This is a genomic window from Rhizobacter sp. Root1238 (assembly GCF_001425825.1).
In the GTDB taxonomy this organism is placed as follows: Bacteria; Pseudomonadota; Gammaproteobacteria; order Burkholderiales; family Burkholderiaceae_C; genus Rhizobacter.
The window spans coordinates 1-19,934 of the sequence record NZ_LMDM01000047.1 but is presented as its reverse complement, the minus strand read 5'-3'; the positions used below and the strand labels follow the sequence as shown (position 1 = coordinate 19,934).

Here is a 19,934-nt window from a genome sequence, read left to right as displayed (position 1 = left end):
ATCGACGGCACGGTGCCGTTGCCCCGAAGGAAGAATCGATGACCTCCACCACCACCCCCCGCCGCGCGCTTGTCGTGATCGACGTCCAGAACGAATACGTCAACGGCAAGCTGCGCATCGAGCACCCGCCGGTCGCGCAAAGCCTCGCGCAGGTCGGCCGCGCGATGGATGCGGCGCGTGCGGCCGGCATTCCGGTGGTCGTCGTGCAGCACACCGAGGCCGCGGGCGCGCCGCTGTTCGCCGCCGGCTCCGACGGCTGGGCGCTGCACGAGGTGGTGGCCGGCCGGCCGCGCGATCACTGGGTCGAGAAGCACTGGCCGAGCGTCTTCACCGACACCGGCTTCGCGCAGTGGCTGGCGCAGCGCGGCATCGACACGCTGACCATCGCCGGCTACATGACGCACAACTGCAATGCGTCGACGGTGTTCGAGGCCACGCACCGCGGCTTCGCGGTGGAGCTGCTGTCGGACGCGAGCGGCGCGCTGCCCTATGCGAATGCGGCCGGCCGGGCCAGCGCCGAAGAGATCCACCGGGTGTTCAGCGTGGTGTTCCACAGCCGCTTCGCCGCGGTGACCGGCACCGACGACTGGATCGGCGCGGTGCAGGCCGGCCGGGCGATCGCGCGCGACAACATCCCGGCGTCGAACGCGCGGGCGCTCGCGACCTGAGCGAAGGGGCCGGCTCAGTCGACCGGCCGCCGCCACACCGCCAGCAGCGCCTTGAACTTGGTCCAGGCCGACAGCCGCTCGTCGGACAGCGCGTCGAGGAAATCCGACAGCCCCTTCGACTTGGCCATCGTGTAGAACGTCAGCACCGTCGTCGCGACGAACACGATGCCGAACAGCCACAGCTTGCGCGAGACAGGCGCATCGGCCTCGGCCAGCAGGTTCATGCCGAGGAAGCCGGTCGTGACGGTGCCGATCAGCCCGAGGATCGTGACCACCGTCAGCCGCACGACGGTGTTGGCCTGGCGGCGCAGGCTGTCGGCATCGAGGTAGCCGTTCATGTCGGCGATGCGCTCCTTGACCTCGGCATAGAGGGCGTCGAGCCCGAGGTGCGTCGAGCACATCTGGAACAGCGCGCGCACCTGCGCCTGGTCGGACACCGAATGGAACCAGTAGCGGTGCGTGAAGCGCAGGAAGGATTCGAAGCTCGCGCGGATCGCCCGCTTGAAGCGCCGTACGCTGGAAGGCTGGCCGATGTCGAGCTGCTTCAGCGCCTCGACCAGCGTGTCGGAGAACATCAGCAGCGCCGCCTTCTGGAAGTGCGCGATCAGGAACAGCAGGAAGTGCTGGTGGCGGAACTGCGCCAGCACGCCGCGGTCGCGGCAGTTGTAGAAGGTGGAGCGCGCATCGCCGACGACGATCAGCGAATGCCCGCTGCACAGGTAGCGGGTGCGCGGCGCCATGCCGGCGTCGATCCAGAAGCGGTCGTAGCAGAAGCGCTGTTCGAAGTCGGTGGCGCGGCCCTGCAGCGTCGATTCGAGGTACGGCAACGCGGTCTCGGCCTCGCTGCCGCCGATCACCAGGCCGAGGCGGATGAAGTCGCCGCGCGTCAGCCGCGCCGGCTCGTCGACCGCGATGAAGCCCATCACCGGCATGCGGTGGTATTCGATCTGGCGATAACGCAGCAGCCCGGGCTCGCCCGAATGGTCGCTGACCAGCGGCTGCAGCATGAAGGCCCAGTGCGACGCGATGCGCGGCGCGCGGTGCTCGGCGACGTGCGCGAGGAAGGCCTCGCGCTGGCCGGAGTCGGAACGTGCCAGCACCTGGCCGTCGGCGCCCAGCCATTCGACGCCGTGCATGCCGTGCAGCGGCGTGCCTTCGGCGTCCCAGCCCGCCGGGTAGCCGCGGCCGAAGCGGTACAGCAGGTCCTGCGCCTGCGCGAGGCTCAGGTCGCTGATGCCGACCTCGAGGTTCAGCATCACGATGTCGATGTCGTAGAAGAAGTACAGGTCGGCGTGCACGACTTCCAGCGTCAGCGGCGCGTCGCCGGGACGCGGCACCACGCGCACTGCCTTCACGTCGTGGCGGCGGAACACCCGCATCGGCGAGGCGCCGTCGCCGTGCACGCTGCCGCGCCGCGCGCGGCCCTCGCCGTACAGGAAGCGCTGCACGTAGGGCAGGAAACTGACGAACTCGTTGTAGTGGCGCTCGTGGAAGCGGGTCGCGTCGCCGGTGTACTCGTCGACCTCTTCGCGCCACGGCGAACCGGGCAGGTCGCGCAGCAGCTCCCATGGCCTGGCATGGCGGGCCGCAGCCCCTTCGGGCGGAATCAGCCGCAGCGGCCACAACAGGATCTGGCGCAGGTGGCGCACCGGCTGCGAGGCGGAGGCCTCGGCGTCCACCGAGGTGGCGATGGCGTCGACGTCGGAACTGCCCATGGACGTCTCCGGCCGTCAGCGCAGCACCTGCGCCGCCAGCGCGGCAACGGCCAGCAACAGCACGGCACACGCGCCGATCAGCAGCTTGCTGCGCAGGCGCAGCACCTCGATCGCTTCGACGACCTTCGCGTTGTGCTCGGCCAGCGATTCGAGCAGCGCCGCGGCGGCCTGCTGCTGCTCGCCCATGCGGGCCACGGCGGTTTCGAGCCGCTCGATGCGTTGCGACGGCGATTCGGCCGGCTCGCCCGCCGACGGCTGCGACGCCGCAGGTTCGGCCTGGGTGCGGCTGAACACCTTGCGCGCACCCTTGACGAGGCCTGGCGCAGCCTCGATCACGTCTCCCCAGGGAATGACCTTGAGCGCGCTGATCCAGCTGATGGCCACGGGCGGACTCCTGAAGGCCGCGCCGCGGCGGCCATCGCGCAGTGTAAGCACGCCGGCGCGTGCAGCGCCGGCGGGGGCGGGGATGCCCGGCTCAGGCGCGGCGGATCTGGTTGCCGTCGACGCGCACGCGGTCGCCGACCTGCAGCCCGGTGCTGCCGGTCTGCTCGAAGGTGCGCTGCTCGCCGTTGTCGAGCGTCACGTGCACGCGGTAGCCGACCACCTTCTCCGAACGGTTCTTCTCGATCTTGTGGCCGACGACCGCTCCGCCGACGGCGCCGGCCACGGTCGCGACGTCGCGGCCGGTGCCGTTGCCGACCTGGTGGCCCAGCACGCCGCCGAGCACGCCGCCGGCGACGGCACCGACGCCGCTCGGCTTCGAGGTTGCGGTGATCGGCTCGATGCTGCTGACCTGGCCGAGGCGGTCGCTGCGCACCGGTGCCGGTGCCGGCGCGGGGGCGGCAGCGCGGTAGGTCGGTGCGGGCGCCGGCACGGCCTGCACCGGTGCCGGCGCGGGTGTCGTGGACGGGGCGGGCGCCGGGGCCGCGGCCACCGGTTCGCCGTTCTGCGGACCGCAGGCGGTGACGACCATCGCAGCGCACAGCGCGCTCACGACCACGCCAGGGGTGTACCAGCTCTTCGCGTTCATGCTGCTTCCTTTCGTTGCCGGCACCGGCCGGTTGATGCGGCGTGATGGTCGCGCCGTGGCGAGCGGGAAGCTGTCGCCGCGTGCCGCATCCCGGCGCAGGAAGCCTGCGTCCGCGGCTGTAGGGCAACGCCGACGCGCGCGAGGACGGTGAGAAGATGTTGCGACTGTAGGCACGCTCCTACGTCGATTCGCAGCCTCGGCCGATGGCTGCAGGCCAGACTGCACGCGACGATCTCGCCATGCTCCCCCACTCCGTGGGAGCGCTCGCCGAGGAGCAGTGACGATGGCAAGCGATGCAGACTGGATGGAAGACGTGCGGCGATGGGCCTTGGGCGAACCGCGTCCGCACGCAGCGGTGGCAGAGCCGTCCGACCTGCAGCCTCCCGGCTTGCCGGACGACCTCGGCTACGAAGCCGCGCACCCGGCGCTGCAGGCCCGTCACTGGCCCGACGCCCTGCCCTTCAAATCATGAGCGCCGTGTTGCTCTGGAACCGCCTGCCGGCCAGGTGGCGGACCGAGAACGCGCTGATCCTGGCGGCGCTGGCCTTGTCGATGGTCTTCCTGGTCTCGTTCTGCAGCGTCGTCTCGAGCGTGGTGCGCAGTGCCGAGCAGCGGCATGTGCAGCCCTTCGGGCAAGCGCCCGGGCAGACGCCCGAGCAGGCCGCGCGGGCCGTGACTCCGGACGATTCACCCAGCTAGGGCGACCGGGCCAGGGCCGCCGGGCTAGAACAGCTCGACGTCCCCGATGATGGAGTCGTCTTCGAGCGCGCCGCTGGCCACCAGCGCCGCATGGCTGCGCACCTGGTTGCGGCCATGGCCCTTCGCGTAGTACACCGCCTTGTCGGCCCGCTCGAACGCGCCGCTCGGGGTGTCGCCCGGCTTGACCTCGGTGAAACCGATGCTGATCGTGATGCGCCCGACCTGCGGGAACGCATAGGCCTCGGTGTTCTGCCGCATGCGCTCCAGTGCCATCGCGGTGTCTTCCTCGCGCGCGCAGCGCATCAGCACGACGAACTCCTCGCCGCCGAAGCGGTACAGCCGGTCGTGGAAGCGGAAGCTGCTGCGCATCAGCCGCGACAGCAGCAGCAGCACTTCGTCGCCGATCAGGTGGCCGTAGTTGTCGTTGACCGACTTGAAGTGGTCGATGTCGATCACGCCGAGCCAGTAGTGCTGGTGCGATGACGGCGGCGCGCGCCGCGTGTCGGCATGCGACACCAGCGCCGGCGTGTTGGTCGCCTTCAGGAAGCTCTCGTCGAAGGTCTTGCGGTTCAGCAGGCCGGTCAGCGTGTCGCGCTCGCTGTAGTCGAGCAGGCCTTCGAAGTTGCGGTAGATGCGCAGGATGCTGCAGACCAGCCGCTGCGATTCGTCGCTCATCGGCGCCTCGGTCTCGACTTCGAGCACCCCGACGACCTCGCGGTCGGTGCTGACCGCGAAGATGGTCAGGTTCGGCGTGCCGGGCACCGCCTGCACCGTCTGCCCGTTCATCGCCTGCAGCCGCGCCGGGAAGGCGTCGATCTCGGGCAGGCTGTCGACATCGGCCCACACCGGGTCGGCCCGCGCCACGGCATCGTGCTGGCCCAGGTGGGCCCGTGTCAGCCAGCGCTCCTGCCCCTGGTCGCCGACGCTGCGGTAGATCGCCACCGACAGGGGGCGCAGCAGGTCGCGCAGTGCGCCCACCAGGGTCACGTCGAGAATGTCGCGGTCGCGGAAACCGGTCAGCTCGGCGAGGTGGTCGACCAGCTCGGACATCGGATGTTCTCGTGTGAGCGCATGGTCGCCAGATTACGCCAACGTGACATCGGCCGTGTAGCGCCCGATCAAAGCCAGCAGGTCTTCTTCGGAATACGGCTTGCCCAGGTAGTGGTCGACCCCCAGCTCGGCCGCGTAGTCGCGGTGCTTCTGCGCGATCCGCGAGGTGATCATGATCACCGGCAGGTCGCGCAGGCGCGCATCGCCACGGATGTTGCGCACCAGGTCGAAGCCGTCCATGCGCGGCATCTCGATGTCGCTCAGCACCACCTGCGGCAGGTCTTCGGCCAGCCGCTCCAGCGCGTCGATGCCGTCCTTGGCGAGCTGCACGCGGTAGCCTTCGCGCACCAGCAGGCGCTGCGTGACGCGGCGCACCGTCAGCGAATCGTCGACCACCAGCACCAGCGGCGCCAGGCGCTGCGGCGCTTCGGCGGCCGCCGCTGCCTCGATGATCTGCGCCTGCGTCGGCGCCTGGCGTGCCGCCAGCGTCGCGGCACGGGCCGCATCGCCATACAGCGTGGCCAGCGCCACCGGGTTGTAGATCAGCGCGACCGCACCGGAAGCCAGCAGCGTCATGCCCGCGAGACCCGGCAGGCGCGACAGCTGCGGCCCGAGGTTCTTCACGACCACTTCCTGGTTGCCCAGCACTTCGTCGACGTGCAGCGCGATGCGCTGCTGCGCGCTGCGCACCACCACCACCGGCCGCATGCGGGTCACTTCCTGGCTGATGGCCGTCTGCTGCAGCAGCGCGCCGAGCCAGAAGAACAGCAGCGAACGGTCGCCGACCGTGAAGGTGCCGCTGGCGTAGGCGTGCTCCAGCTCGTCGAGCTTGGCGCGGCGCACGATCTCGATCAGCGTGGCCGGCACGGCCACCACGGTGTTGCCGCAGCGCAGCATCACGACCTGCGTCACCGCCGTCGTCAGCGGCAGCAGCAGCTTGAAGCTGGTGCCCTGGCCGACCGAGGTCGCGGTTTCGATCCGGCCGCCCATCGCGTTCACTTCGGAGCGGACCACGTCCATGCCGACCCCGCGGCCGGCCAGCTCGGTCACCTGGTCGGCGGTCGAGAAGCCCGGCGTGAAGATCAGGTTGGCCAGCTCGGCATCGCTGTGCGATTCGCCGGGCTTGATCAGGCCCATCGCCTCGCCCTTGTCGCGGATGCGCATCAGGTTCAGGCCGGCGCCGTCGTCGCGGAATTCGACGCCGACTTCGTTGCCTTCCTGGTGCAGCGACACGACGATGCTGCCGGCCGCTTCCTTGCCGATGCCGGTGCGGACCTCGGGACGCTCGATGCCGTGCGTCACGCAGTTGCGCAACAGGTGCTCGAAGGCCGGCGTCATGCGGTCCAGCACGCCGCGGTCGATTTCGATCGAGCCGCCGACGATGTCCAGGCGCACCTGCTTGCCGGTTTCCTTCGCCGCCTGGCGCACCACGCGGTACAGGCGGTCGGAGGCGCTTTCGAACTCGACCATCCTGGTGCGCAGCAGGTCGTCCTGCAGGTCGCGCGTCAGGCGGGCCTGGGCTGCCAGTTCGTCTTCGGTGGTTTCCAGCGTGCGGTGCAGCGTGCGCTGCACGGTGGCCACGTCGTTCACCGACTCGGCCATCATCCGCGTCAGTTCCTGGAAGCGCGTGAAGCGGTCGAACTCCAGCGGGTCGAAGGACTGGGCCTGCGCCTTGGCCTGCTCCAGCCGCGAGCTCATCTGCGTCTCGGCCTGCAGCTCGATGTCGCGCAGCTGGCCGCGCAGGCGTTCCAGGTTGTCCGTCAGGTCGGACAGCGAGCCGCGGATGTTGCCGACCTCGGCCTCGATCCGCGAGCGCGTGATGCTCACCTCGCCGGCCTGGTTGACCAGGCGCTCGAGCAGCGGCCCGCGCACGCGCACTGCAGAGTGCGTCGGCGAGATCGCCTGTTCGACCGCGACGGCCACCGCCGCCGGGTTGGCGGCAAAGCGCGACCAGTCGATGTCGCCACCGGCGGTGTTCGACTGGGCGGCAACGCGTGCCGGGGTCAGCACTTGCGGGGCGGCAGGCGGCGGGGTCACCGGCGCGGCGATCGGGGCCGCGACGGGCGCAGCCACCGGAGCCGCCACCGGCGCAGCGGCCTGGACCGGCGCCGGGACCAACGGCGGGGCGGCCGGTGTCGTCGGTGCCAGCGGCTCGATGAACGGTGCGGCTTCGGCGACCGGGGTAGCCGCCACCACCGGCGGGGCCACCGGTGCAGCGACCGGGGCCGCCACGGGCGGTGCGGTGACGACTGGCGCCACCACCGGCGGTGCGATCGTCATCGGCGCGAGCGCCACCGGCGGTGCGACCGGCGGACGGGCCACCGGTGCGGGCGGCGGGGCGACCGGCGCCGCGGCCGCTTCGGCATACGCCTGGGCGTCGCGCGAACGCAGTATCTCGAAGGTGTGGGCCAGGCCGTCGGCCCGGCCTTGCAGCGCCTCGACGTCCTGCGTGGTCGCCGGCGTCGCCTGCTGCAGCAGGTGCTCGATGCGGGTTTCGAGCCGGTGGGCCATTTCACCCAGCCGCATCGCGCCGGCCAGGCGGGCACCGCCCTTCAGCGTGTGCAGCGTGCGCATGCAGGCCGCGGCGGCCGCGTTGTCGGTCGGGCGGCGCGACCATTCGCGCAGCTTGGTCGCCAGCTCGGGGATCAGCTCCTCGCCCTCTTCCTCGAAGATCGGGAACAGCTCGGCATCGACCGCATCGATCGCGTCGATGTCGTCGTCATCGTCGTCAACCTCGTCGTCGACGTCGACGCGCACCGGCGTCGAGCGCTGCGGCTCGGCGGCCAGCGGCGAGAACGCCTTCAGCTCGGGCAGGCCGAGGCCGGCGAAGTTGGTGTCGTTGCTGCCGAACGAGCCTGCGGCCGCGGCCGCCAGCGCTTCGGGATCGATCACCTCGGCGACGGCCGGCAGCTCGGGCGCCAGCAGCATCGGCTCGCTGAGCGCGATCTCGGGCGCCGGCTCGGCGACTTCGGCCAGCGGCTCGAGGTCGTCGAACGACACATCGATCTCGTCGAAGCCCGCTTCCGGCTGCGGCGCCGGGATGTCGTCGATCGACGGCTGTGCCGCGTCGGCCGCCGCATTGGCGGCCTCGAGGCGGCGGGCCGAGCTGATCTCGTGCTCGGCCAGGCGCTCCAGCAGCTCCGGCGCGGCAGGCTTCAGGAAGCCGGCGGCGAACTGGTGCAGCAGGCGGCGCACTTCTTCGGCCGAATCGACGAACAAGCGGCCTTCGTCGGTCGTGCCGACGCCGATCGCCTGCGAACGCATCAGCGCGTGCTCGAGCAGCCGCGACAGGTGCGACAGCTCGCTGAATCCGACGGTGGCCGAACTGCCGGCCAGCGAATGCGCGAGCGCGATCGGCATTTCGCCGACCGGGCGGTGCAGTTCCATCGCCCATTCGGCGACCTCGGTCGTCAGGCGGCGCGACAGCTCGTCGGCTTCGTTCAGGTAGATGTTGAACAGCGGGATGCCGATGCGCAGCGGGCCGACGATCTTGACCTGGTCATCGTCGGACAGCGGCGCTGCCGCGGACGCGTCGACCGGCTCGGCGGCCGCCGCCACGGCGGGCGTCGGCGAAAGTTCGGACACCAGCGGTGCGGCTTCGACGGCCGGCTCGCTGCCGAAGAAATCGTCGCCCAGGTCGAGCTCGATCAGCTCGACCGATTCGGCGGACAGCAGTTGCGGCTCGACGCTGTCGGCGACCGGCATCGGCTCCAGCGCCGCATCGACCGGCGCGGATGCGCCGAGCTGGTCGAGCATCGAGGTGTCGGGCAGGTCGAAGCTCGGCAGGTCGAACCCGGGCAGCTCGGCGGCCGGCGCGACGATGGGCGCGGCCGGGGCTTCGTCGAACGCGCCCAGGTCGAGGTCGAACGACAGGTCGGCCAGCGGCAACGGCGTGGATGCCACAGGGGCGGCGGGCGCCGGCACCACCGGGGCGGCAGCGACCGGTGGCGGCGCCACCGGACGTGCGGCCACCGGCGGCAGCGCCGACAGCGGCGCCGGCTTCGACACCGGCGCGGTGACCACCGGCGTCGCGGCGGCCGGCTTGGCAGCTGCGCCGTCGCCGAACGACAGCGACATCAGCGACACCGGCGAGGCGGCACCGACCTTGATCGGCGGCACCGGGTCGCCGCGCCCGAGGGCATCGGCGGCGGTCTTCACCGTCGCGGCATGGAAACCGGAGACGTTCTGCGCGGCGATCGCGTCGACCCACTTCGCAAAGTAGGCGAGCGCTTCGTTGGAGAAATTCAGCAGCGTCGGATCGGCGGCCTTCTGGCCGGCCAGCCAGGTGTTGTAGACCTGCTCGCAGGCCCACGCGGCATCGCCGAAATCCTTCAGCCCGACCATGCGCGAGCTGCCCTTCAGCGTGTGGAACGCGCGGCGCACGGTGGTCTGCTGTTCGACGTCGGCACTGGCATGCGCCAGGCTCTTCAACGCCGTCCCGGCGGTCTCGATCACCTCGCGCGCTTCCTCGAGGAAGATCTCGCGCATCTCGGGATCGTCGCCGAGGTCGGTGGCCGTGCCGGCCGGCGCGGCCGACAGGGCCGGCTGCACCTTGGCCGGCGCGGCTTCGGGCATGTCGAGCACCGGGTCGGTGGCGGTGTGGACGAAATCGGACAGCGCTTCGGACAGCTGTTCGCGCGCGGCCGCCACCTCTTCGGTGTTGTGCGAATGCGCGATCGCGTCCTTCGCGTGCTCGACCGCGGCGACCAGCTCGGGCTGGGCGGCGGCCTGCGCTTCGTGCGACAGGCGGTCGAGGTCGCGCGTGACTTCGTCGAGCGGCACGTGGTCGCTCGCGGCGGTCAGCGACAGCGACTGGGCCTGCTCGATCAGGCGCGGCTCGACCGGTGTCGGCGCCTGCGCCTGCGCCAGCGCGAGGTTGGACGCCTGGCGCGCCGCGGCGCTGCGGCCCATCAGCGGGCTCAGCGTGCCGGACTTGGCATCGAACACGAACAGCGACTTCGCCATCTGCGGCTGCACGCTGAGCATGTCGATCAGGAAGCCGAGCGCCCCCAGGTTGCCGGCGAGGCGATCGAAGGTGCCCGACTGGACGACCTGCTGCGGGTCGACCTCGGTCGTGATCATGCCGTCGACGTCTTCGCGCATGCGCAGCACCGCATGCGACGCCTGGTCCATGCCCAGCACCGACAGCACGCCGCGCATCGCGGACAGCTGGTTCGGCACCGGCATCAGCAGCTCGCGCTGCGTCGGGTTGCGGAAGAACTGGTCGATCGACTTCTCGGCCTCGGACAGCGAGGCGCGCAGTTCCTGCACGACGCTGCCCATGGTCTGGCGGTCGGAGACGCGGCGGTACAGCTCCTCCATCCACGCTTCGAGCGGGTCGGGGGTGTTGCCGGCGCGCACCGAGGCGATGCGCTGCGCGAGCCGGCGCACGCGGGCGGCCTGCTCGGGGTGGTCGAAATCGGCATCCTCGAGCGAGGCTTCGAGGTACAGCACGCTGGTCGCGACTTCCATCGCGAGCGCGGCTTCGGGGGCGGCGTTGGCCTGCTGCGTCTGCACGACGGCCTGCTGGATCTCGTCGGCCAGCAGCTCGCCGCTCGGGTACAGGCGCTTGACCGAATCGCCGACCAGCGAGAACTGCTCGGCCAGCCCGCTCATGCGGTGCATTTCGCCGCCGGCCACCGACGACCAGGCGTCCTTGGCGGTCGCGACGCGCTTGCGCGCCTGCAGGATCAGCGCCGGGTCGAAGCGACCGAGGCGACTGGTGTCGTAGTCGACCGGCAGGTGCTGCGCGAGGCCGTAGGCCACGCGGACGGCGGCCAGGCGCGGTGTCTTGCGGCCGTCGCCGGGCGAGGTGCTTTGCGCGCAGAAGAACAGCAGGTCCTGCGCGAGGCGCTCGGAGACGTCGGGCTGGCCGCGTTCGAGCGTGCGCAGTTGCGCGAGCAGCCGCGAGGCCACGCGCTTGGTGTGCACGTCGCCCTTCAGCAGGCCGTTGGCCTGGCCTTCGAAGAAGGCGGCGGCGAGCTTCCACAGCGTGGAATGGGTCAGGTCGGACGCCTGCGCGCCGAGGCCGGCGCAGATGTCGCTCATGCGCTGCACCGCCGGCATCGGCTCGCCGCGCATGATCAGCAGCAGCTGGCGTTCCATCAGCCCGCGGGCGATCGAATCGGGGGCGCGCGGCTTCACCGTGGTGTCGGTGGGCAGCTCGCGCCAGCGCCAGTCGATGTTCCACAGGTCGGCGGGGTGCACGCGTTCGGCACCGGCCAGCGTCTGCACGGCCTGGTACTGCGGGAACAGCGCGAGCGGCGACACCGGCTTGTCGGCCAGCAGGCGCTGCAGGTAGTCGAGCAGCGCGAACGATGCGCGCTCGATGGTGTCGACCTCGGCCGACGTGAGCTTCTGCGGCTTCGCGACGAAGCGCAGCACCGCCGCCTCGCTGGCGGCCAGCAGGCGTGCGACGGCCGGCAGGCCGACCAGTTCGAGCGCACCGACGCCCTGGTGGATCTGTTGCCGTGCGGTGCGCAGCACCGACGGATCGACGGAGTCGACGTCGGAGCCGCTGTTCGCCTCGGCTTCCTTCACATAGCGGCGCAGCGCCTTGTGGGCCGTGTCCAGGGACTTGCGCAGTTCTTCGTGAACCCACGCGAGCGCGCTGAGGTCGTCTGTGGTCTCACTCATGGTGTCGCTCATCGTCGCGTTGGGGGCGGTGGCAATCCATCTGCCTGTGTGGGGTGAAGGGCTGCGGCCCGATCAGGGCCGCAGGCGACACACTAGCTCAACCGATCTTGAACCGTGCAACCGATTGCTTCAGTTCCTCGGCCGTGCGGGACAGTTCGCGCACCATCTGTGCGGTCGAACGGGTACCTTCACCGGTCTGCTCGGTCACCGCGAAAATGTGCTGGATGTTCGCTGCCACCACGTTGGCCGATTCGGCTTCTCGCGATGCCTGGCTCGAAATGTGCGCAATCAGGTCGGCAAGCTGGCGCGACACGCGGTCGATGTCGCCCAGTGCGTTACCTGCCGCGTCGGACAGTCGGGTTCCTTCGACCACGCCCTGCGTCGAGCGCTCCATGGCCGCCGCAGCATCCTGGGTGTCGGTCTGAATGGTCTTCACCAGGGCCGCGATCTGCCGCGTGGCGTCGCCGGAGCGTTCTGCCAGCCGCTGCACTTCTTCCGCAACCACCGAGAAGCCCCGGCCCGCTTCACCGGCCGATGCGGCCTGGATGGCGGCGTTCAGTGCCAGCACGTTGGTCTGTTCGGTAATGTCCGAAATCAGTTCGGTGATTTCGCCAATCTCCTGCGACGACTCGCCCAGCCGCTTGATCCGCTTGGAGGTTTCCTGGATCTGGTCGCGGATCGAGTTCATGCCGCCGATGGTGTTCTGCACCGCAGTCAGGCCGGTCTCGGCAGCCTGCAGCGATTGACGCGCCACCTGGGCCGTCTGCTGCGCCTGGCTCGACACGTCGTTGATTCGGCCTGCCATCTGCAGCACCGACTCGCCGGTTTCGCGAATCTCGCGCAGCTGCTCGTCGGAGGCGGCCAGCAGTTCGGTCGACGTGGCTTCCACCTGCTGCGTCGTTTCGGTCACCCGACCCACCGTGCCCTGCACCTGCGACACCAGCGTGCGCAGCTCTTCCACCGTGTAGTTCACCGAGTCGGCGATGGCGCCCGTGATGTCTTCCGTCACGGTGGCCTGCTGCGTCAGGTCGCCTTCAGCAACCGTCTGCAATTCGTTCATCAGCCGCAGAATGGCCGCCTGGTTCGCGTCGTTGACGCGCTTGGCTTCCTGTTCCTGGCGTTCGGCTTCGAGTCGCTGGTTCTCGGCGAGCGCGGCACGTTGCGCCTGGTCTCGCACATACAGCTGCAGGAAGCCCGCGCCGCCGAGGGCCAGCACGACGGCCGACAGCACCAGCAGGCCCAGGTTCACGACGTTGAAGCCGGTGACGGTGGACAGGCGGTCCTGCACCGTTTCGAGGCCCTTGCGCAGCGGTTCGCTGTCGCCAATGATCGCGGACTGCGCTTCACGGGCCGACACCAGGCCCTGCAGGTTGCCCAGAATCGAGCTGGCCTGGGTGCGCGTCTCTTCGTATTGCTTCAGCAGCGCGGTCAGGCGCTCCTTGGTCTGCGGATCCTTGGTGCCCGGCAGGCGCAGTTCGGCATTGCCGTTCGACAGGCCGTCGGCGATTTCGCGGAACGAGTTCAGGTCCTTGCCCAGCAGGAACACGGCCTCGGGGCTCACGCCTTCCATCGTCAGGAATTCGTTGGCCGACTTGCCGATGCGCTGGGTCAGCATCACGAGCTGGCCGACGGCCGACAGCTCGGCCGGCGAGGCTTCCTGCTGCAGCTTCAGCGACGACACCGTCTCGGCGATTTCCAGCAGGTCCGACGACTGGCGGTTGATCGCGCGAAGCGCCTGGCCGACCTGCGTCAGGATCTTCTGCTGTTGCAGCACGGTGTTCGCGTTCTTCTCGGCGCGGTCGACCAGCGGCAGCAGCGGTTCCAGCGTGTCCTGCACGACGCCCGGCGCCGCATCGACGTTCGCATCGCCCTTCGCCAGGCCGCGCACGTTGCGCGCCAGCACCTCGGTACTTTCCTTCACTTCCGGGAAGGCCTGCGCGCTGCCGATCAAGGCCTGCGACACCGACTTCGCCAGACGCTGCGACTGCATCAGCGCCTGACCGGAGTAACCCACCTGGGCGGCGCCCTTGTTGGCCTGGTTCAGCGAGCTGATCGTCATGCCGACCAGGCCGACCAGGCCGATCAGCACCATGGCACCCAGCAGACGCTGCTGCTGCCCGACCGGCCGGTTGCCGATCAGCGGCACGCCGGTGCCCGACATCAGCGCGGCGTTGTCGCCGCTGGGCAGCCGGGTTTCGGAGAAGTCTGCGATCTCGGACGGCGCGGCCTCCGAGATGATCGACGAGTCGAGGTTCACCGTGTTGGCGCCGCCGTCAGGCCGCCCATCGTCGTGCAGGTCGAGGCCGGCCACGTCGTCCAGCGCAACGGCACCGTCGGCGCCATATGCGTCGTCACGGCCTTTGCCCTTGCCTTTGATTTTGTTCAGGAAGCTCATAGGTGCCTCGTTGCGTCGTCTTGGGTAATGCAGTCAGGAGGGCCGGCGCGGGGTGCGCCTCAGCCTGCGATCTTCAGGAAAGCGGCCTCGGTGGCCAGCTGTGCCAGGTTCAGTTCGCGCCAGAGGCGGTTGCCTTCGTCGCGGTAATGCGTGCCGACGAAGGCCGGCTTGGCCTGCCCGTCGTCGGGTTCGGGCTTCAGCTGCGTCAGGTTGCGCAGGCCGGCGAGCCGGTCCACCAGCACCGCGCAGTTGATGTTCAGTTCGGTGTTGAACGCGACGAACCAGGACTGCTCGCGCACCGGCTCGTTGCCGCGCACGCCCAGGAAGCCTGCCAGGTCGACGACCCCGTGCAGCCGGCCGCGCAGGTTGGCCACGCCCATGAACCAGCGGCTCGTGTACGGCACCGGCATCGCCGGCGCGAACGGGAAAATTTCGCCGGCTTCCTGCAGCGGGAACAGGAACCCGTGACTGCCGCACTCGACGGCCAGCCAGGCGCTGCCGCGCTCTTGCGTACGCGCCGCCTGCAGCCTTTCGGCCAGGCGACTTTGCAGCTCGCGCAATGCTTCCTTGTTGGCCATTCAGTTCTCTGCCTGCGGGGCGACGTGTGACGGTGAGGTGATGGAAACGGGTCCGATGGCGTTCAGTCGAACGCGCGGATCTTGGACACCAGCTCGTCGGCGTCGACGGGCTTGACGATGTAGTCGCGAGCGCCCTGGCGCATGCCCCACACCTTGTCGGTTTCCTGGTTCTTGCTGGTGCACATGATCACCGGCACGTCGGTGAAGCGCGGGTCGCGCGTGATCGCACGGGTCAGCTGGAAGCCGTTCTGCCCCGGCATCACGACGTCCATCAGGATCAGGTCGGGCTTCTCTTCGCCCAGCCGGCGCATCGCGTCTTCGCCGTTCTCGGCAGTTCGCACCGCGTAGCCGCGCTTGGTCAGCAGCTCCGACAGGTAGTGCAGTTCGGTCTTCGAATCGTCGACCAACAGAATCTTCTGAATCGCCATCGTCTTACTCCTTCAACTCTTTGCAGGGCAGCACGGAAGGCCGCGTTAGACGCGGGCCGGCCGGTGCTGTGCCACGGCTTGCAACAACTGGTCTTTGGTGAACGGCTTCGTGAGGTAGTCCTCCGAGCCGACCATCCGGCCGCGTGCCTTGTCGAACAGGCCGTCCTTGGAGGACAGCATGATCACCGGCACGTCGGCGAATCTGGCGTTGCGCTTGATGATCGCGCAGGTCTGGTACCCGTCCAGGCGCGGCATCAGGATGTCGCAGAAAATCAGGTCGGGCGAGTGATCGTTGACCTTGGACAGCGCGTCGAAACCGTCCTCCGCGAGCAGCACGGTATGGCCGCCCTGCTTCAGGAAGATCTCCGCGCTGCGGCGAATCGTGTTGCTGTCGTCGATCACCAGCACCTTGATGCCTGCGATGGCTTCATTGCTCACCGAGAATCCCCTCAATGACTGAAAGCGGCCGCGGCACTTGCCCGGCACGCCATGTAAGAGCCCCAGCGACCATCAGATCTGGACCATTTCGAAATCTTCCTTGCGCGCGCCGCATTCCGGGCAGGTCCAGTTCATGGGAACTGCTTCCCATGCGGTGCCCGGTGCAATACCGTGTTCGGGATCTCCTGCCGCTTCGTCGTATATCCAGCCGCAGATCAGGCACATCCAGGTTCGGGTACCGCTGAGGTCATTGCTCACTTTGTTTTTGTCGCATCACTACAATGAGAAAAGATTGTAGCGACGCAGATTGACAAAAATACATTGATTTCTAGGCACCTACGCCACATTCCTCACATTTTTCTAGAAGTCAGTGCCGGCACCCGCGGCTCGTCTTCACCTTTCCCGACGGACTTCCAATGACCCCAGACGCCCCCTCCGCGGACCCCCAGGCCGACCCGAACCAGGAAGCGCCCGCCCCTGCCTGCGTGATGACCTTCAACGCGAGCGACCCGAGCGGCGCCGGCGGCCTGGCCGGCGATGTCGCGACGATCGCGGCGATGGGCGCGCATGCGCTGCCGGTCGTCACGTCGATCGTGCTGCGCGACACCGCCGAGGTGTTCGACCACAGCGCGATCGACGCGGACGTCGTCGTCGAGCAGGCGCGCAGCATCCTCGAGGATGTCAGCATCGCCGCGTGGAAGGTCGGTTTCCTCGGGTCCGCCGAGGGCGTCAGCGCGGTGGCCGAGGTGCTGTCCGACTACCCCGAGGTGCCGCTGGTGGCCTACATGCCGAACCTGTCGTGGCTCGAGGAAGACGACCAGCAGGCCTACCTCGACGCGTTCCGCGAACTGGTGCTGCCGCAGACCGAGGTGCTGGTCGGCGCCCACCAGACGCTGACCGATTTCCTGCTGCCCGAATGGAGCAGCGAGCGGCCGGCCTCGCCACGCGAGCTGGCGGTGGCTGCGGCACAGCACGGCACGCGCTTCGTGCTGGTCACCAGCGTGCCGCTGCCCGACCAGTTCATGGACAACGTGCTGGCCTCGCCGCAGGGCGCGATCACCGGCGAGAAGTTCGAGCGCTTCGAGGTCAGCTTCGTCGGCGCAGGCGACACGCTGTCGTCGGCGCTGGCGGCGTTGCTGGCCGCCGGCAGCGAGCTGCATGCGGCGGTCGGCGAATCGCTCGCCTTCCTCGACCAGGCGCTCGATGCCGGTTTCCGCCCCGGCATGGGCAACGTGATCCCCGACCGCTTCTTCTGGGCGCTGCCGCCCGGCGAGGAAGAAGGTGAAGAAGGCACGACGGGCACCGAGGGTGCCGCCAACGACGACGAGGCCCCGAAAGACCCGCGACATGTCCACTGACCAGAAGAGCAACGAAGCCCTGTTCGAACGCGCCCGCCGCGTGATCCCCGGCGGCGTCAATTCGCCGGTGCGGGCGTTCAAGGCGGTCGGCGGCACGCCGCGCTTCATCGCGCGCGCGCAAGGCGCTTACATGTTCGATGCCGAAGGCAGGCGCTACATCGACTACATCGGCTCGTGGGGCCCGATGATCCTCGGCCACGGCCACCCGGCGGTGCTCGAGGCGGTGCAGAAGGCCGCGCTCGACGGCTTCTCGTTCGGCGCCCCCACCGAGCGCGAGATCGAGCTCGCCGAAGAGATCCTGAAGCTGGTGCCGAGCGTCGAGCAGGTCCGCCTGGTCAGCTCCGGCACCGAGGCCGCGATGAGCGCGATCCGCCTCGCGCGCGGCGCCACCGGGCGCAACCGCATCGTCAAGTTCGAAGGCTGCTACCACGGCCATGCCGATGCGCTGCTGGTGAAGGCCGGCTCGGGCCTCGCCACCTTCGGCAACCCGACCAGCGCCGGCGTGCCGGCCGAGGTGGTGCAGCACACGATGGTGCTCGAATACAACCACCTGGCGCAGCTCGAAGAGGCCTTCAGCCTGCACGGCGCCGACATCGCCTGCGTGATGATCGAGCCGATCGCCGGCAACATGAACTTCGTGCGCACGCAGCTGCCGTTCATGAAGCGGCTGCGCGAGCTGTGCACGCAGCATGGCGCGCTGCTGGTCTTCGACGAGGTGATGACCGGCTTCCGCGTCGGCCTGCATGGCGCGCAAGGCCTGTACGCGCGCGCACTGCCGGGCTTCGAGCCCGACCTCAGCGTGTTCGGCAAGGTGATCGGCGGCGGCATGCCGCTGGCGGCCTTCGGCGGCAAGCGCGCGGTGATGGAGCAGCTCGCGCCGCTCGGTTCGGTCTACCAGGCCGGCACGCTGTCGGGCAACCCGGTGGCCACCGCCTGTGGGCTGGCAACGCTGCGCGAGATCCAGCGCCCCGGCTTCTTCGAGGCGCTGTCGGCGCGCACCCGCAGCCTGGTCGACGGTCTCGCCGCGGTCGCGCGCGACAACGGCGTGCCGTGGTCGACCGACTGCGAAGGCGGCATGTTCGGCTTCTTCCTTGCCGACGCGCTGCCGCAGAACTACGCCACCGTGATGGCCACCGACAAGGAGCGCTTCAACCGCTTCTTCCACGGCCTGCTGGACCACGGCGTGTACATTGCCCCGGCGCTGTACGAAGCCGGCTTCGTCAGTGCCGCGCACACGGCCGACGACATTGCCGAGACGCTGGCCGCGGCACGATCCGTGCTCCGCTGAACCTGCAGGGCAGCCACCGCTGCCCGTCTTCCCGACGCCCTCCATGCACATCCACATCCTCGGCATCTGCGGCACTTTCATGGGCGGCATCGCCGCGCTCGCGCGCGAGGGCGGCCACCGGGTCACCGGCTGCGACGCCGGCGTCTACCCGCCGATGAGCGACCAGCTGCGCGCACTCGGCATCGAGCTGATCGAAGGCTGGGGCGCCGACCAGCTGAAGCTCGCACCCGACCTGTTCGTCGTCGGCAACGTGGTCTCGCGCGGCAACGAGCTGATGGAGGCCATCCTCGATGCCGGCCTGCCGTATACCAGCGGGCCGCAATGGCTGGCCGAGAACGTGCTGCAGGGCCGCCATGTGCTGGCCGTGGCCGGCACGCACGGCAAGACCAGCACCACCTCGATGCTGGCCTGGGTGCTGGAGCAGGCCGGGCTGAAGCCGGGCTTCCTGGTGGGTGGGGTGCCGCAGAACTTCGGGGTGTCTGCCAGGTTGGGCGAAGGCAGGAGCTTCGTGATCGAGGCCGACGAATACGACACCGCGTTCTTCGACAAGCGCAGCAAGTTCGTGCACTACCGGCCGCGCACCGCGGTGCTGAACAACCTCGAGTTCGACCACGCCGACATCTTCCCGGACCTGGGGGCGATCGAGACCCAGTTCCACCACCTGGTGCGCACGGTGCCGGCGGCCGGGCGGCTGGTCGTCAATGCGCGCGAGGAGTCGCTGCAGCGGGTGCTGGCGCGCGGCTGCTGGAGCGAGGTGGTGCGCTTCGGCGCCCGCAAGGAAACGCCGGGGGCGTTGCGCGCGCGTGGCGAGCCGCATGTGTTCGACGTGCTGCGCGGCAGCCTGAAGATCGCGCATGTCGAATGGCCGCTGCTCGGCGAGCACAACCAGTTGAATGCGCTGGCGGCGATTGCTGCCGCCGAGCATGTGGGCGTCGCGCCGGAGGTTGCCGCGAAGGCGCTCGCGAGTTTCCAGAACGTGCGCCGGCGCATGGAACTGCGCGGCGAGGCCGGCGGCGTGAAGGTCTACGACGATTTCGCGCACCACCCGACGGCGATCCGCACCACGGTCAACGGGCTGCGCCGCAAGGTCGGGCTCGACCGCATCCTCGCGGTGCTGGAGCCGCGTTCGAACACGATGAAGCTCGGCACGATGAAGGCCCAGCTGCCGTGGTCGCTCGAGGAGGCCGACCTGTCGTTCTGCTACCAGGGCAACCTGGGCTGGGATGCGCGCGAGGCGCTGGCGCCGATGGGCGACAAGGCCATCGTGTGCGACACCATCGACGCGCTGGTGACCGCGGTGCGCCGGGCCGCGAAGCCCGGCGACCATGTGCTGTGCATGAGCAACGGCGGGTTCGGCGGGGTGCACGACAAGCTGCTGGCGGCGCTCGCGGGTTAGTTCTGCGCGAGCAAAGGCGCGGGCGGGGGGTGTGGGGCGCGCCGGACGGGGCGGTCATCATCCCTGGCGGGATGCTGACTCCCCTCCGCTGCGCAGTTGGATGGCCCGTCGCCGAAACTCCCTCCGCTCGCTGCGCTCGCTGTGGTCAAACAGTCGGCGACAGTCAGTTGACGAACGCGCTGCGCGCGGGGCCATCAAACTGCACAGCTCCGGCGCCCCGTCCTGATTGGCGCTCCCCCCTGATTGGCGCTCCCC

Annotated in this window: 16 protein-coding genes; 6 read left to right on the top strand and 10 right to left on the bottom strand. The window is 69.4% G+C overall.

The genetic code is table 11. The features are described 5' to 3' along the window. Nucleotides 1–38: 38 nt before the first annotated feature. A complete protein-coding gene (locus tag ASC98_RS24170; protein WP_056816830.1) occupies nt 39–668 on the top strand; it encodes a cysteine hydrolase family protein in 630 nt (209 codons plus the stop codon). A gap of 14 nt (nt 669–682) precedes the next feature. On the opposite strand, the gene ASC98_RS24165 is transcribed toward ASC98_RS24170, so the two are convergent. The 3 genes from ASC98_RS24165 to ASC98_RS24155 form a co-directional block, all read right to left on the bottom strand. Then, nucleotides 683–2,383, bottom strand: coding sequence for a hypothetical protein (locus ASC98_RS24165; protein WP_056816828.1), 1,701 nt, complete (start codon nt 2,381–2,383; stop codon nt 683–685). Nucleotides 2,384–2,398: 15 nt separating this feature from the next. Next, nucleotides 2,399–2,767: a hypothetical protein gene (locus ASC98_RS24160; protein WP_056816825.1), complete on the bottom strand. Its 369-nt coding sequence runs from the start codon at nt 2,765–2,767 to the stop codon at nt 2,399–2,401. A gap of 91 nt (nt 2,768–2,858) precedes the next feature. Continuing rightward, a complete protein-coding gene (locus ASC98_RS24155; RefSeq protein ID WP_056816823.1) occupies nt 2,859–3,413 on the bottom strand; it encodes a glycine zipper 2TM domain-containing protein in 555 nt (184 codons plus the stop codon). Between the two features lie 283 nt (nt 3,414–3,696). Between ASC98_RS24155 and ASC98_RS30825 the strand changes: the two genes are divergently transcribed. Together ASC98_RS30825 and ASC98_RS24150 are read left to right on the top strand one after the other, a co-directional pair. Further along, on the top strand, nt 3,697–3,885 hold the full coding sequence (locus ASC98_RS30825; protein WP_157598235.1) for a hypothetical protein: 189 nt from the start codon (nt 3,697–3,699) through the stop codon (nt 3,883–3,885). After that, nucleotides 3,882–4,112, top strand: a complete 231-nt coding sequence (locus tag ASC98_RS24150) for a hypothetical protein (protein WP_056816821.1) — start codon at nt 3,882–3,884, stop codon at nt 4,110–4,112. Before ASC98_RS30825 ends, ASC98_RS24150 begins: the two co-directional genes overlap by 4 nt. Nucleotides 4,113–4,136: 24 nt before the next feature. Here ASC98_RS24150 and ASC98_RS24145 read toward each other — a convergent pair whose 3' ends face one another. From ASC98_RS24145 to ASC98_RS29820, 7 genes are all read right to left on the bottom strand, one after another. Then, nucleotides 4,137–5,162 (bottom strand): GGDEF domain-containing protein, encoded by a 1,026-nt coding sequence (locus tag ASC98_RS24145; protein ID WP_056816817.1) that lies wholly within the window; start codon nt 5,160–5,162, stop codon nt 4,137–4,139. Between the two features lie 33 nt (nt 5,163–5,195). Beyond that, the gene (locus ASC98_RS24140) at nt 5,196–11,798 is read right to left on the bottom strand and encodes an Hpt domain-containing protein (protein ID WP_235581377.1); all 6,603 of its coding nucleotides are present in this window, start codon (nt 11,796–11,798) and stop codon (nt 5,196–5,198) included. 97 nt (nt 11,799–11,895) lie between these two features. Continuing rightward, nucleotides 11,896–14,193: a methyl-accepting chemotaxis protein gene (locus tag ASC98_RS24135; RefSeq protein ID WP_056816811.1), complete on the bottom strand. Its 2,298-nt coding sequence runs from the start codon at nt 14,191–14,193 to the stop codon at nt 11,896–11,898. Between the two features lie 59 nt (nt 14,194–14,252). Further along, nucleotides 14,253–14,771 (bottom strand): chemotaxis protein CheW, encoded by a 519-nt coding sequence (locus ASC98_RS24130; protein ID WP_056816806.1) that lies wholly within the window; start codon nt 14,769–14,771, stop codon nt 14,253–14,255. A 62-nt stretch (nt 14,772–14,833) separates the two neighbouring features. Continuing rightward, complete coding sequence (locus ASC98_RS24125) at nt 14,834–15,199, bottom strand: response regulator transcription factor (protein WP_047509914.1); 366 nt, start codon at nt 15,197–15,199, stop codon at nt 14,834–14,836. 45 nt (nt 15,200–15,244) lie between these two features. Beyond that, complete coding sequence (locus ASC98_RS24120) at nt 15,245–15,637, bottom strand: PleD family two-component system response regulator (RefSeq protein WP_056816804.1); 393 nt, start codon at nt 15,635–15,637, stop codon at nt 15,245–15,247. 72 nt (nt 15,638–15,709) lie between these two features. Then, on the bottom strand, nt 15,710–15,862 hold the full coding sequence (locus ASC98_RS29820; RefSeq protein ID WP_073463028.1) for a rubredoxin: 153 nt from the start codon (nt 15,860–15,862) through the stop codon (nt 15,710–15,712). A gap of 191 nt (nt 15,863–16,053) precedes the next feature. Here ASC98_RS29820 and ASC98_RS24115 point away from each other — a divergent pair, with 191 nt between their 5' ends. The 3 genes from ASC98_RS24115 to mpl are packed head-to-tail and all read left to right on the top strand — an operon-like array spanning nt 16,054 to nt 19,679. Continuing rightward, nucleotides 16,054–16,995: a bifunctional hydroxymethylpyrimidine kinase/phosphomethylpyrimidine kinase gene (locus ASC98_RS24115; RefSeq protein ID WP_056816801.1), complete on the top strand. Its 942-nt coding sequence runs from the start codon at nt 16,054–16,056 to the stop codon at nt 16,993–16,995. Continuing rightward, nucleotides 16,985–18,283 (top strand): glutamate-1-semialdehyde 2,1-aminomutase, encoded by a 1,299-nt coding sequence (hemL, locus tag ASC98_RS24110; RefSeq protein ID WP_056816798.1) that lies wholly within the window; start codon nt 16,985–16,987, stop codon nt 18,281–18,283. Before ASC98_RS24115 ends, hemL begins: the two co-directional genes overlap by 11 nt. A 43-nt stretch (nt 18,284–18,326) precedes the next feature. After that, complete coding sequence (gene mpl / locus ASC98_RS24105; RefSeq protein ID WP_056816796.1) at nt 18,327–19,679, top strand: UDP-N-acetylmuramate:L-alanyl-gamma-D-glutamyl-meso-diaminopimelate ligase; 1,353 nt, start codon at nt 18,327–18,329, stop codon at nt 19,677–19,679. Nucleotides 19,680–19,934 lie beyond the last annotated feature (255 nt).